This window comes from Enterobacter cloacae complex sp. ECL414, from assembly GCF_021869685.1.
Lineage (GTDB): Bacteria > Pseudomonadota > Gammaproteobacteria > Enterobacterales > Enterobacteriaceae > Enterobacter > Enterobacter kobei.
The window spans coordinates 3,836,292-3,850,246 of record NZ_CP091481.1 but is presented as its reverse complement, the minus strand read 5'-3'; the positions used below and the strand labels follow the sequence as shown (position 1 = coordinate 3,850,246).

11 protein-coding genes and 1 pseudogene are annotated in these 13,955 nt (G+C 55.0%); 6 read left to right on the top strand and 6 right to left on the bottom strand.

Going from position 1 to position 13,955, the window contains the following annotated elements:
- The first annotated feature begins 73 nt into the window (after positions 1–73).
- Entirely contained in the window at positions 74–1,336 is a 1,263-nt protein-coding gene (gene lysA, locus L3068_RS18495) for a diaminopimelate decarboxylase (RefSeq protein WP_117581030.1), read from the top strand.
- Here the strand turns inward: lysA and L3068_RS18490 are convergent.
- Entirely contained in the window at positions 1,306–2,343 is a 1,038-nt protein-coding gene (locus L3068_RS18490; protein WP_117581029.1) for a LacI family DNA-binding transcriptional regulator, read from the bottom strand. The genes lysA and L3068_RS18490 overlap by 31 nt on opposite strands.
- Positions 2,344–2,564: 221 nt before the next feature.
- Here L3068_RS18490 and L3068_RS18485 point away from each other — a divergent pair, with 221 nt between their 5' ends.
- Positions 2,565–3,050 (top strand): GNAT family N-acetyltransferase, encoded by a 486-nt coding sequence (locus L3068_RS18485; protein ID WP_014885090.1) that lies wholly within the window; start codon positions 2,565–2,567, stop codon positions 3,048–3,050.
- On the opposite strand, the gene galR is transcribed toward L3068_RS18485, so the two are convergent.
- The gene (gene galR / locus L3068_RS18480; protein ID WP_014885089.1) at positions 3,011–4,027 is read right to left on the bottom strand and encodes an HTH-type transcriptional regulator GalR; all 1,017 of its coding nucleotides are present in this window, start codon (positions 4,025–4,027) and stop codon (positions 3,011–3,013) included. The genes L3068_RS18485 and galR overlap by 40 nt on opposite strands.
- Positions 4,028–4,650: 623 nt before the next feature.
- Here galR and aas point away from each other — a divergent pair.
- Both aas and lplT read left to right on the top strand, forming a co-directional pair.
- Positions 4,651–6,810 (top strand): bifunctional acyl-ACP--phospholipid O-acyltransferase/long-chain-fatty-acid--ACP ligase, encoded by a 2,160-nt coding sequence (gene aas, locus L3068_RS18475; RefSeq protein ID WP_023331223.1) that lies wholly within the window; start codon positions 4,651–4,653, stop codon positions 6,808–6,810.
- Positions 6,803–7,996 carry a lysophospholipid transporter LplT gene (gene lplT, locus L3068_RS18470; RefSeq protein ID WP_117581027.1) on the top strand — a complete coding sequence of 398 codons (1,194 nt, stop codon included), beginning with the start codon at positions 6,803–6,805 and terminating at the stop codon, positions 7,994–7,996. Before aas ends, lplT begins: the two co-directional genes overlap by 8 nt.
- 91 nt (positions 7,997–8,087) lie before the next feature.
- Here lplT and L3068_RS18465 read toward each other — a convergent pair whose 3' ends face one another.
- The 4 genes and pseudogenes from L3068_RS18465 to L3068_RS18450 all read right to left on the bottom strand — a co-directional run.
- Positions 8,088–9,128 carry an NADP(H)-dependent aldo-keto reductase gene (locus L3068_RS18465; protein ID WP_014885086.1) on the bottom strand — a complete coding sequence of 347 codons (1,041 nt, stop codon included), beginning with the start codon at positions 9,126–9,128 and terminating at the stop codon, positions 8,088–8,090.
- A gap of 131 nt (positions 9,129–9,259) precedes the next feature.
- Positions 9,260–9,478 (bottom strand): YgdI/YgdR family lipoprotein, encoded by a 219-nt coding sequence (locus L3068_RS18460; RefSeq protein ID WP_014885085.1) that lies wholly within the window; start codon positions 9,476–9,478, stop codon positions 9,260–9,262.
- 128 nt (positions 9,479–9,606) lie between these two features.
- Positions 9,607–10,299 carry a DNA mismatch repair endonuclease MutH gene (gene mutH, locus L3068_RS18455; RefSeq protein WP_014885084.1) on the bottom strand — a complete coding sequence of 231 codons (693 nt, stop codon included), beginning with the start codon at positions 10,297–10,299 and terminating at the stop codon, positions 9,607–9,609.
- 154 nt (positions 10,300–10,453) lie between these two features.
- Positions 10,454–10,519 (bottom strand): annotated as a pseudogene (locus tag L3068_RS18450) (hypothetical protein); the annotation flags it as partial.
- Between the two features lie 463 nt (positions 10,520–10,982).
- Between L3068_RS18450 and rppH the strand changes: the two are divergent.
- Positions 10,983–11,513 (top strand): RNA pyrophosphohydrolase, encoded by a 531-nt coding sequence (gene rppH / locus L3068_RS18445; protein WP_013098553.1) that lies wholly within the window; start codon positions 10,983–10,985, stop codon positions 11,511–11,513.
- A gap of 12 nt (positions 11,514–11,525) precedes the next feature.
- Entirely contained in the window at positions 11,526–13,772 is a 2,247-nt protein-coding gene (ptsP, locus tag L3068_RS18440; protein WP_014885083.1) for a phosphoenolpyruvate--protein phosphotransferase, read from the top strand.
- Positions 13,773–13,955: the final 183 nt, after the last annotated feature.

Below are 13,955 nucleotides of genomic sequence, written 5' to 3'. Positions count from 1 at the left end.
CGATAAAACGATATTTTTTATTCTCCTTCCGCTGTGGCGTAATCATGAAAAATGAATTTATCCGGAGAAGACCATGCCACGCCCGCTCAATAAAGCTGATACCGATTTAAATGCCGAAAATCTGCTGCGCCTGCCCGCCGAGTTTGGTTGCCCGGTATGGGTCTACGACGCGCAGATCGTTCGCGAGAAGATCGCGGCCCTGCATCAGTTTGACGTGGTGCGTTTTGCCCAGAAGGCCTGCTCCAATATTCACATCCTGCGCCTGATGCGTGAGCAGGGGGTCAAGGTTGACTCTGTCTCGCTGGGTGAAATCGAACGTGCGCTGGCGGCCGGATTTGATCCGAAAACCGATCCAGACGCGATTGTCTTTACTGCGGATCTGATTGACGATGCCACGCTGGCGCGCGTGCATGAACTGCAGGTGCCGGTAAATGCCGGTTCGGTGGATATGCTGGAGCAGCTGGGTCAGGTTTCGCCAGGTCATCGCGTCTGGCTGCGTGTGAATCCGGGTTTCGGTCACGGTCATAGCCAAAAAACGAACACCGGCGGCGAAAACAGCAAGCACGGCATCTGGTATGCCGACATGCCTGCCGCGCTTGACGTGTTGCAGCGTTACAACCTGAAGCTGGTGGGTATTCACATGCACATTGGCTCTGGCGTGGATTACGGCCATCTGGAGCAGGTTTGCGGAGCGATGGTGCGCCAGGTTGTCGATTTTGGCCAGGATCTTGAGGCGATCTCTGCCGGGGGCGGGCTTTCCATTCCTTACCGCGAAGGAGAGGAGGCGATCGACACCGATCACTATTACGGCCTGTGGAGCGCCGCGCGTGACCAAATCGCCGCCCATCTCGGTCATGCCGTGAAGCTGGAAATTGAGCCGGGTCGTTTCCTGGTGGCCGAAGCCGGTGTGCTGGTGGCGCAGGTCCGCAGCGTCAAAGAGATGGGCTCCCGCCACTTCGTATTGATTGACGCGGGCTTTAACGACCTGATGCGCCCATCGATGTACGGCAGCTATCATCACATTACCGCGCTGGCCGCTGATGGCCGCGATTTAACGCATGCGCCGCGCCGCGAGACGGTTGTCGCAGGCCCGCTGTGTGAATCGGGGGACGTATTCACTCAGCAGGAAGGTGGAAAAGTGGAAACCCGCGCGCTGCCAGAGGTGAAGCCGGGCGATTACCTGGTGCTGCACGACACCGGGGCGTACGGGGCGTCGATGTCCTCGAACTACAACAGTCGCCCGCTGCTGCCGGAAGTACTGTTTGATAACGGCAAAGCGCAGTTGATTCGTCGTCGTCAGACCATTCAGGAACTGCTGGCTTTAGAACTCATCTGAGTAAAGTACGGCCCGGTGGTGACCGAATCGCGTAATACCAGCGTGCCGGTAAACGGCGGGATCGCATCGACCGGCTGGTTTTTTGCCAGCCGGATCGCCTGATCGATGGCCGTAATAATCATGTTATCTATTGGCAGATAAACCGATGAAAGCGCAGGCTCCAGCCACTTCGCGCTTGGGGCATCGTCAAAACCGAACAGGGAGATATCCTGCGGGATCTTGAGTCCTGCCTGGTGCAATGCTTTGGACGCACCCAGTGCCATATCATCGTTACAGGCAAACAGGGCGCTAAACGGCACGCCGTCGGCAATCAGCTCCTTGCACAGTTCATAGCCTCTCGTCATTCCGGCATCACCGTACTTAATTCGACGCTCGTCCAGGCGAATACCGTGCTTTTCCAGCGCTTTGCGATAGCCCATCAGCCGCGCTTTACCCGTGGGCGTGTGGATAGGGACGGTAATACAGGCGACCTCCCGGTGACCCTGATTGATCAGGTAATCCACTGCTTTAAATGCGGCATCCTGCTGTTCGAAGAACACGCAGCGATCCGGAGCCTGACTGACTTCACGGTTGATGACCACCAGCGGCGTTTGCACGGTATTCATCAGTTTGATGATCGCCTTTTCGCTCATATAGCGCGTGTAAAGCACGATGGCATCACACTGACGATCGGCCAGCATTTGCACTGCCTGTTCTTCCTGTTCCGGCGCGTCGTGACCGTCGGTGACGATCAGCTGTTTGCCGTGGGTTTCGGTCTGCCGCGACGCCTGCTGCAGAAGGCGCCCAAAATAAAAGCCGTCGAAGGTGGAGACGACCAGACCAATGCTGTTGCTGGTCTGGTTAGCCAGTGAGCGCGCGAGAAAGTTGGGGCGGTAGCCCAGCTCTTCCATCGCAGCAAAGACCTGCTGACGCGTACTCTCTTTAACCTGACCCGTGCCGTTCAGCACGCGCGAGACGGTAGCCTTCGACACGCCCGCACGCAGTGAGACATCCAGCATTGTTGCCATTCTACATTCCTGCTTCCACGTAATGCCCTGCAGTTTAACACAGACCTGACGGCGTATAAGCGATGCGGGAAGGGCAAAACTTCTGCCACGATCACGCTTTTTGGTAACGATTCGCCTGGCCCCTCAGAAGTAAAACGTAATAGTCTGACTCTGGTAAAATAATCGACAGACCGGGCTGGAGGCGTCAGGCTAGCCCATTAATAAGAACACCCAGGTGAAACGTGAAAAAGAGTGTCATCCTCCCGCTTTATGAAGCCCCGCAGTATGCGGAGCAGGTTACCGACTGGATATGGCAGGCGTTTGGCGAGGGGCTCCCACGGGCATTTTTCCACAGCATCGTTGAGCACAGCCAGGCGCCGGGGGCACTGCCGTTGACGTTTATCGCTTTAGAAGACCAACAGCTTCTCGGCACGGTGGGCCTCTGGCGCTGCGATTTGATTACCCGACAGGATCTCTGTCCGTGGCTGGCGGCGCTCTACGTTGATGAGGCGGCGCGCGGTAAGGGACTGGCAGGTAAGTTACAGCAACACGTTATCGCCTTTGCCGCACAGGCCGGATACGACGAACTCCATCTCTGGTCTGCCTGCCGTGACTTCTATGAACGTTACGGCTGGCAGTACATTGGCGATGGGCTGGAGTATCCCGATAAAACGGTACATCTGTACCGTTATTCGCTTTGCGCTTCAGCAGGCGACGCAACGGAGTGACGGCGCACTAAGGTTGGGCTGAAGAGATGGGTAATTTCCGGTGGCTGGCGTTGCTCGGCCAGCGCTAACGCCAGCTCGGCAGCCTGTGTGGCCATCGTGATGATAGGGTAACGCACGGTGGTCAGGCGCGGGCGCACATAGCGAGAGACCAGCACATCATCAAAGCCAATCAGCGAGATTTCTGCCGGGACCTCAATCCCGTTATCATTCAATACCCCCATTGCGCCAGCGGCCATCGAGTCGTTATAGCTGGCCACTGCCGTGAAGTTCCGTCCGCGGCCCAGCAGTTCCGTCATAGCCTGTTCGCCACCGCTCTCGTCCGGTTCACCATAGGCCACCAGACGGTCATTACAGGGCAGACCGTTTTCGCGCAGGGCATCGTAGTAGCCCTGAAGACGATCTTCTGCGTCAGAAATAGGGTGGTTGGAACAAAGATAGCCAATCCGCGTATGTCCCTGTTGAATCAGATGACGGGTCGCAAGCCAGGCGCCGTAGCGGTCGTCGAGAGCCACGCAGCGTTTTTCAAATCCAGGAATAATGCGGTTGATGATGACCATGCCGGGCATCTGCTTCATCAGGTGGATCAGTTCGGCATCCGGGATCATTTTGGCGTGAACCACCAGCGCTGCGCAGCGGTGGCGGATCAGCTGTTCGATCGCCTGGCGCTCTTTTTGCTCATTATGATAGCCATTGCCGATCAGTAAAAAGTTACCCGTCTGATAAGAGACCTGTTCAACCGCCTTCACCATGGCGCCGAAAAAGGGGTCGGAGACATCACCCACCACCAGACCAATGGTTTCAGTGGACTGCTGGGCGAGCGCGCGAGCATTGGCGTTGGGGTGGTAGTTCAGGGTTTCCATGGCGCTTTGTACCGCCTGGCGTGATGCGTCGCTGGCTTTGGGGGAATCATTAATCACGCGGGAGACGGTGGCAACCGAAACACCGGCCAGACGAGCCACATCCTTTATTGTCGCCATTTATAACCTTCTTATTAGGGGTAAGCGTTTACACACCAAATAGTGTTGCGGAAAAGTGGCGTGCATTCAAGGGGCACCGATTTCCCCTCACTACAAACGTGACGCAGAACACCCCTGATCGTGTAATCGTTACACGTGCAGTCATGTCAGAAGACGGTGAATCTGAACCTTTGGTTACACTTTGCCTCAGGCTGTTGCGATTGTCCGGTGGCGATGACGTTAAAGAGGTTGATAGAGTCGAGATCCCAGAGGTATTGATAGGTGGAATCAACTCCGGTTGATTAACACGACTTACACCAGCCTGCGTTTTTACGCAGGTTTTTTTTGCCTGATAGTTCAACCTGTAACAGCAAAAGAGAATATTCACACCTGGTTGCACTTCGGCTCATTCCTTTGCGTTTTCCTGCTGGCGAAGCGCAGGGGCAACGGCCACAATCAAGATCCCAGAGGTATTGATTGGTGAGAATTCTTAGTACGTTTTCGTACTCATCTCTTGCACCAACCTGCGCGGATGCGCAGGTTTTTTTTTGCCTCCACTTTTGCTGTCGCTCCCATACCACTTCTCGTGTAATCTGCCACCATTTACTGTCAACCCTCCACACTGTCTGGCAAAGGGAGTTGAGATGCTATTTGGGTTCTTCCGTACACTTTTCCGTATTCTTTTTCGCATCCGCGTCACTGGCGATGCCCAGGCGCTTCGCGGCGAACGCGTTCTCATCACACCAAATCATGTTTCCTTTATCGATGGCATCCTGCTGGCGCTGTTTTTGCCCGTGCGTCCGGTGTTTGCGGTGTATACCTCCATCAGCCAGCAGTGGTATATGCGCTGGCTCACGCCGCTGATTGACTTCGTGCCGCTCGACCCCACCAAACCGATGATGATTAAACATCTGGTACGTCTGGTTGAGCAGGGGCGTCCGGTGGTCATTTTCCCGGAAGGGCGCATTTCAGTGACCGGCTCGCTAATGAAAATCTATGACGGCGCGGGATTTGTCGCGGCGAAGTCAAAAGCGACCGTGGTGCCACTGCGTATCGAAGGCGCAGAGCTGAGCCACTTCAGCCGCCTGAAAGGGCTGGTGAAGCAGCGTCTGTTCCCAAAAATTACCCTGCATATTCTGCCGCCAACGTCGTTACCGATGCCCGATGCACCGCGTGCCCGCGATCGCCGTAAAATTGCCGGAGAAATGCTGCACCAGATTATGATGGAAGCGCGAATGGCCGTTCGTCCGCGCGAAACGCTGTATGAATCTCTGCTTTCGGCACAGTATCGCTATGGTGCCAGGAAAAACTGTATTGAAGACATCAATTTCACGCCTGACACATATCGCAAACTGCTGACCAAGACCCTGTTTGTGGGCCGCATTCTTGAAAAATACAGTAAGAAGGGTGAAAAGATTGGCCTGATGCTGCCTAACGCGGGCATCAGCGCAGCGGTGATTTTTGGTGCGGTGTCCCGCGGCCGTATTCCGGCAATGATGAACTACACGGCGGGTGTAAAAGGGCTGACCAGTGCCATCACTGCGGCCCAAATCAACACCGTTTTTACCTCTCGCCAGTTCCTGGATAAAGGCAAGCTGTGGCATCTGCCGGAGCAGCTGACTCAGGTTCGCTGGGTCTTCCTGGAAGATCTGAAGGCGGACGTGACGACGGGCGACAAGCTGTGGATTTTCGCTCACCTGCTGATGCCCCATCTGGCACAGGTTAAACAGCAGCCGGAAGATGACGCGATTATCCTCTTTACCTCCGGTTCGGAAGGCAACCCGAAAGGCGTCGTTCACAGCCACAAGAGTATTCTCGCGAACGTTGAACAGATCAAAAGCATTGCTGACTTTACCGCCAGTGACCGTTTTATGTCTGCGCTGCCGCTGTTCCACTCCTTTGGTCTGACGGTGGGGCTGTTTACGCCGCTGCTGACCGGCGCAGAAGTGTTCCTCTATCCCAGCCCGCTGCATTACCGCATTGTGCCGGAGCTGGTGTATGACCGTAACTGCACCGTCCTGTTTGGGACCTCAACCTTCCTGGGCAACTATGCGCGTTTCGCTAATCCATATGATTTCTATCGTGTGCGGTATGTGGTGGCGGGGGCGGAAAAACTGCAGGAGAGCACGCGTCAGATCTGGCAGGACAAGTTTGGCCTGCGCATTCTTGAAGGCTATGGCGTTACGGAGTGCGCACCCGTCGTCTCCATCAACGTGCCGATGGCGGCGAAGCCGGGTACGGTTGGCCGAATTCTGCCGGGAATGGACGCGCGTCTGCTGGCGGTACCGGGCATTGAGGACGGTGGCCGCCTGCAGCTGAAAGGACCAAACGTGATGAACGGTTACCTGCGTGTGGAAAACCCGGGCGTGCTGGAAGCGCCAACCGCGGAAAACGTGAACGGTGAGGTCGAAACCGGCTGGTACGACACCGGTGATATCGTTCGCTTCGACGAGCAGGGCTTTGTGCAGATTCAGGGGCGCGCAAAACGCTTCGCCAAAATCGCCGGTGAAATGGTCTCTCTGGAGATGGTTGAACAGCTGGCGACGGCGGTGTCCGCGGATAAGATGCACGCGACGGTGGTGAAGAGTGATGCCAGCAAAGGCGAGGCGCTGGTCCTGTTTACCACCGACAGTGAGCTGAAGCGCGACAGGTTACTTAGCCATGCGCGTGAGCATGGCATTCCCGAGCTGGCGGTACCGCGCGATATTCGTTACCTGAAACACCTTCCGGTACTGGGTAGCGGTAAGCCTGACTTTGTGACCCTGAAAGGCATGGTTGAAGAGGCGGAACAGCAAAATGCGTGAGTCAGTGCACACTAACACATCGCTTAGGTCTAAAGGCATGATGGCAGTGATTGCCGCGCAGTTTCTCTCTGCGTTCGGCGATAACGCGCTGTTGTTTGCCACCCTGGCGCTGCTGAAGGCCGAGTTTTACCCTGACTGGAGCCAGCCGATCCTGCAGATGGTGTTTGTGGGCGCTTACATTATCTTCGCGCCGTTTGTGGGGCAGGTGGCGGACAGTTTCCCGAAAGGCCGGGTGATGATGTTTGCTAACGGTCTGAAGCTGCTGGGGGCCGCCAGCATTTGCTTTGGTTTCAATCCGTTTATTGGCTACACGCTGGTGGGCATTGGTGCTGCCGCCTACTCACCGGCGAAATATGGCATCCTCGGAGAGCTGACCACGGGTGATAAGCTGGTGAAAGCCAACGGCCTGATGGAGTCGTCTACTATCGCCGCTATCCTGCTCGGCTCCGTCGCGGGCGGTGTACTGGCCGACTGGCATGTCCTGGCGGCGCTGGGCGTTTGTGCGGTGGTGTATGGCGGTGCGGTCGTGGCTAACCTGTACATTCCGAAGCTGCCGGTAGCCCGTCCGGGACAATCCTGGCGCTTCAAACCGATGACCGGCAGTTTCTTTAATGCCTGCCGCGTGCTGTGGCGTAACGGTGAAACACGTTTCTCTCTGATGGGCACCAGTATGTTCTGGGGTGCAGGCGTCACGCTGCGCTTCCTGCTGGTGCTGTGGGTGCCGGTGGCGCTGGGCATTACCGACAATGCGACGCCGACCTATCTTAACGCGATGGTGGCGATTGGCATTGTTGTTGGCGCGGGCGCGGCGGCGAAGCTGGTGACGCTCGAAACGGTGGCACGCTGCATGCCTGCGGGGATCCTGATTGGCGTCGTGGTGCTCCTTTTCTCGCTACAGCATGCGTTATTGCCTGCTTATGTTCTGCTGATCCTGATTGGTATTCTGGGTGGTTTCTTCGTGGTACCGCTCAACGCGTTACTGCAGGAGCGCGGCAAGCAGACTGTTGGGGCGGGAAATGCCATTGCGGTGCAAAATCTGGGTGAAAACCTGGCGATGCTGTTAATGCTCGGGCTCTACTCGCTGGCGGTGAAAGTCGGTGTGCCAGTGGTGGGAATTGGCGTCGGGTTTGGTGCGCTGTTTGCGCTGGCGATTGCCGCATTATGGCTTTGGCAACGTCGCCGTTGATTTATGCGGTCTGATGCCCTCACCCCGGCCCTCTCCCAGGGAGAGGGGGCGAACACTAAAAACGGCAACGTGCGTTGCCGTTTTGCATTTATTACGGTGCAGGATACGTATAAACCTGATGCACCGCTTCAATCTCCGCTAACACCTCTTCACTCAGGTCCAGATGGAAACTCTCAATATTGGTTTTCAGCTGTTCCAGAGTGGTAGCCCCCAGCAGAGTACTGGCCACAAACGGCTGACGGCGCACGAAGGCCAGCGCCATCTGTGCGGGGTCAAGACCGTGACGCTTTGCGATATCCACATAGGCCGCAACGGCTTTCTGTGTCTGCTCGCCGCTGTAGCGGGTAAAGCGGCTAAAGAGGGTATTACGCGCCCCGGCCGGTTTTGCGCCGTTCAGGTATTTCCCCGTCAGCGTGCCAAAACCGAGGCAGGAATAGGCGAGCAGTTCCACCTCTTCATATTGTGTCACTTCCGCCAGGCCAACTTCGTAGCTGCGGTTAAGCAGGCTGTAGGGGTTTTGAATGGTGACGATGCGCGGCAGATCGTGTTTATCCGCCAGGTGCAGATAGCGCATCACGCCAAAGGCCGTTTCGTTAGACACGCCAATATAGCGGATTTTCCCCGCGCGCTGGCATTCGGTCAGCGCTTCCAGCGTTTCCAGCAGCGTAACGGCGGGAGCACTCTCATTCCAGCTGTAGCCGAGCTTACCGAAACAATTGGTTGGACGCTGTGGCCAGTGGACCTGGTACAGATCAAGATAGTCGGTTTGCAGGCGCTTCAGGCTGGCATCCAGCGCGGCGCGGATATTTTTGCGATCGAGGATTTGGTTTGGGCGGATCCCGGCATCGTTATTGCGCGAGGGGCCGCTGACTTTCGAGGCGATAACCAGCTTTTCACGGTTGCCGCGTTTTGCCAGCCAGTTACCGACGTAGGTTTCGGTAAGTCCCTGGGTTTCAGGGCGTGGCGGCACAGGGTACATCTCTGCGACATCAATCAGGTTAATGCCCTGGCTGACGGCATAATCGAGTTGTGCATGGGCATCGGCTTCGCTGTTTTGTTCACCAAATGTCATCGTGCCCAACCCCAGTTGACTTATCTCCAGAGCGCTGTGGGGGATACGGTGATAATGCATAGCCGGCTTCCTTCAATAGACATGTAGACCGCGTCAGGAACCTCCCGACAAAGGAATATAAACATGGCAGAGGGGAAGCAAAAGGGGAAGAAAAAAATCAAAAAGGCCAGTACGCTACTGACCTCTGACTGTTATCGCTCAATAATTTGCGAAACTTCGTCGCGATTGATCTGCATTTTATTGCCTGCCTGGTCGTGGTAGCTGACCAGACCGGTATCGTCGTCGACTTCGGGTTTGCCGTCGGTCAGGATCATCCGGCCATCTTTTGTCGCCATAACGTAATCGCTGCTACAGCCCGATACAGCAAACGCCAACCCGACTGCTGAAATTAACACCGCCCATTTTTTCATCGTTATCGTCCTCATCTGGCTCGTATCAAATCATAGTGTAGTATTAACCCGTTATGAAAACAGGGAGAAGCAGTAAAATCTTAAAAACCAGGCGATTATGTTTGTTAGCTCGCAAAATAAGTAAAAATCTATGTTTTTAGTAAGAAATGACGAGCAAGCAGTGCGCCGGTGAAATTCTTTTTGAGATAAAAACCGCGCGGCAACGTCAGTATCGGCTCGCCCATTGCGCCGATCGCCTCGGTCAGCGCTTTGCTGTTAGCCGCCTTTGGGCGCAGCTGTAACACTTCTCCGTGTCGGGCGGTGATGCGCTCCACCTGCCCGAGCACGATCATGTCCATCAGCTCTTCCCAGTCCAGACGCAGCTGATGCTCTTCCTCTTCATCCGGGCTCCAGAGCAGTGGCGCGCCAACGCGACGCTCAGCCAGTGGGATCTGACGTTCACCTTCAACCGGAACCCACAGCACGCGCTTCAGCTTATGGCGCACGTGGCTGGTCTCCCACGTCACGCCGGTGTTACCGGTTAAAGGCGCAACGCAGACAAACGTGGTCTCCAGAGGCTTGCCCTGGCTGTCGATGGGAATGGTTTTTAACTCTACGCCAAGGGCGGCAAAATCTTGCTCTGGTTTGCTCCCGGCGCTGGCACCCAGCCACAGTTCCAGCAGCATGCCGATCCAGCCTTTATCTCGTTTCAGATCCTTCGGGATCGGAAGCCCTGCCATCGCCGCCAGTTCGCCCAGCGAGAAACCCGCCAGACGCTGAGCCTGCTGCAGCAACTGACGCTCGCTTGACGGCGGTGTGAGCAAGGGGGTAAGCGGATGCATGAAGGTAACCTTTTGATTAAAAAATAAACGAAGAAATTGTCCCTTGTGGATAGAGTTTAACTTTTTCTGTACCAATATTCCATGCCTATGATTTATAGGTTTTTTTATCGAAAATTTAGCACCAGATCTGAAACGTAAAATGGGTTGTTCAAATCTGGTCACTGACAATAAACAGGATCTTACACCATGTTATCCACAGAAAAGTGGGATAACTGGGCATAACCCTGACTACTGTTTCAATTTACAGCCTTGACGTGCGACGAAAATCCAAATTTCAGACAAATTGTGTTTAACTTATTGGCACAATCTGTGGATAAAACCGACGCTGTTCGATCTTTCATCAGCACGATGATCCCTGGTGTGATGATCGTCACGCTATTCTCTTTTTTGTTGATGGTTTCGTACTTAACTGCATGAAAATAATAATTTTATATAATTTCATTAAAAGAGGGAGCCTGACGGTGATTCAGGTTGTTCATGGGTAATCAGACACTTCTTCACAACTATATCCACAGAAAAGGTGAATAAAATTCCCTTCGCAGCTGCACTTCTGTTTATAACTCTGCCCTTATTTGTGAGTTATTCAAATGTTATTAGGTTGCAGGCCTGTAAGAGAGTGGTTTACCGCCTCCCTGTAGTGTGAAACAATCATTCATATATAAGGTTTAGATTGGGGTAGTCCGGTGATTGATGACGATGGCTACCGCCCGAACGTAGGAATAGTAATTTGTAATCGTCAGGGCCAGGTCATGTGGGCAAGGCGATATGGTCAGCACTCCTGGCAGTTCCCGCAAGGTGGGATCAATCCGGGAGAGTCCCCAGAACAAGCGATGTACCGGGAGCTTTTTGAAGAGGTCGGTTTAAGCCGTAAAGATGTTCGCATCCTGGCCTCGACCCGCAACTGGTTGCGTTACAAGTTACCGAAACGTTTGGTGCGTTGGGACACAAAGCCGGTTTGTATCGGCCAGAAACAGAAGTGGTTTCTTCTGCAGTTGGTGGGCAACGATTCAGACATCAATATGCAAACCAGCAGTACGCCGGAGTTCGATGGCTGGCGCTGGGTAAGCTATTGGTATCCTGTTCGTCAGGTCGTGTCATTTAAACGCGATGTTTACCGTAGGGTGATGAAAGAGTTTGCAAGTGTGGTTATGCAGCTTCAGGAGATCCCGCCTAAGCCGCAAAGCGCACCTGCCTGGCGACGTAAAAGAGGTTAAGCTACGCAAATCATGCTCACCCGCTTGCGAGAAATAGTCGAGAAGGTGGCCAGTGCTCCGCGTCTGAACGAGGCGTTGAATATTCTGGTTACTGACATCTGTCTTGCGATGGAGACCGAGGTCTGTTCGGTGTATCTGGCCGACCACGATCGGCGCTGCTATTACCTGATGGCGACCCGTGGTTTGAAAAAACCACGGGGACGAACCGTAACGCTCGCATTTGATGAAGGGATTGTCGGTCTGGTTGGACGGCTGGCGGAACCCATCAACCTTGCCGATGCGCAAAAACACCCCAGTTTTAAATACATTCCTTCCGTAAAAGAAGAGCGCTTCCGCGCTTTCCTTGGTGTGCCAATTATCCAGCGTCGTCAGCTGCTCGGCGTTCTGGTCGTCCAGCAGCGTGAGCTGCGTCAGTACGATGAAAGCGAAGAGTCATTCCTCGTTACGCTGGCCACACAGATGGCGGCGATCCTCTCACAGTCTCAGCTTGCTGCGCTTTTTGGTCAGTATCGTCATACGCGTATCCGTGCTCTTCCGGCCTCGCCAGGCGTGGCGATTGCTGAAGGCTGGATGGACGCCACGCTGCCGTTAATGGAGCAGGTGTACGAAGCCTCCACGCTTGATGAAGCGCTGGAGCGCGAGCGTCTTACCGCAGCCCTGGAAGAGGCGGCGAATGAATTTCGTCGCTACAGCAAACGCTTTGCGGCGGGTGCGCAAAAAGAGACGGCGGCTATCTTTGACCTCTATTCACACCTGCTCTCAGACGCGCGTTTGCGTCGTGAGCTTTTTGCCGAGGTGGATAAAGGTTCGGTAGCAGAATGGGCCGTTAAAAAGGTTATCGAAAAGTTTGCTGAACAGTTTGCTGTATTAACTGACGGTTATCTGAAGGAGCGCGCCGGAGATTTACGCGCGCTGGGCCAACGTCTGCTGTTCCATCTGGATGACACCATTCAGGGGCCAAATGCCTGGCCAAAACGGTTTGTCCTGGTTGCCGATGAACTCTCGGCAACCACGCTGGCTGAACTGCCTCAGGACCGGCTGGCCGGCGTCGTGGTGCGCGATGGTGCCGCCAACTCACATGCCGCCATTATGGTACGTGCGCTGGGTATTCCTACCGTTATGGGGGCGGATATCCAGCCGTCGGTACTGCACCGACGCACGCTGGTGGTTGATGGTTACCGCGGTGAACTGCTGGTCGATCCTGAGCCGGTTCTGCTTCAGGAATATCAGCGTCTCATCAGCGAAGAGAATGAATTAAGCAAGCTGGCGGAAGATGACGTTAACCTGCCTGCGCAACTCAAAAGCGGAGAGCGGATCAAAGTCATGCTCAACGCGGGCTTAAGCCCGGAACACGAGGAGAAGCTTGGCAGCCGCATCGACGGCATCGGTTTATACCGCACTGAAATCCCGTTTATGTTGCAAAGTGGTTTCCCCTCCGAAGAGGAGCAGGTGGCGCAGTATCAGGGCATGTTGCAGATGTTTAACGACAAGCCCGTCACCCTGCGTACCCTGGATGTCGGGGCGGATAAACAGCTGCCGTATATGCCGATCAGCGAAGAGAACCCATGCCTGGGCTGGCGCGGGATCCGTATTACGCTCGATCAGCCGGAGATCTTTCTGATCCAGGTGCGCGCCATGCTGCGCGCCAACGCGGCGACGGGGAATCTCAGCATCTTACTGCCGATGGTGACCAGTATTGATGAGATCGACGAAGCGCGGCGCCTGATCGAACGTGCTGGCCGGGAAGTGGAAGAGATGATTGGCTATGCGATCCCTAAACCACGGATCGGTGTCATGCTCGAAGTGCCATCGATGGTCTTTATGTTGCCGCAGCTGGCTAACCGCGTTGATTTTATCTCTGTCGGTACGAACGACCTGACGCAATATATTCTGGCCGTCGATCGTAACAACACCCGCGTCGCCAGTATCTACGACAGTCTGCATCCGGCGATCATTCGCGCGTTAGCGATGATTGCCCGTGAGGCGGAGCAGTACGGCATTGATTTACGCCTGTGCGGCGAAATGGCCGGGGATTCAATGTGCGTCGCGATCCTGATTGGTCTGGGGTATCGCCACCTGTCGATGAACGGCCGTGCCGTCGCACGCGTGAAGTATTTGTTGCGACATATCGACATCAATGATGCTCGCGAGCTGGCTGAGCGCAGTCTTGAAGCGCAGCTGTCCGCGGAGGTACGGCACCAGGTGGCGGCGTTTATGGAACGACGCGGTATGGGTGGCCTGATTCGCGGCGGCCGCTAATCCTCTTACTCCCTCTCCCTGTGGTGAGAGGGCACCAGTTCGGATAAAACCCTATACACATCTTTTACATCTCTGGCGCATCCTCCACGCCCGCCTTATGCTATGATTCGCAACTTTGGAGCCTCTGCTTAAGGCAGAATCGCATTTCTACCGCTGTCCACTTTCAGCGGAATAACAACATCT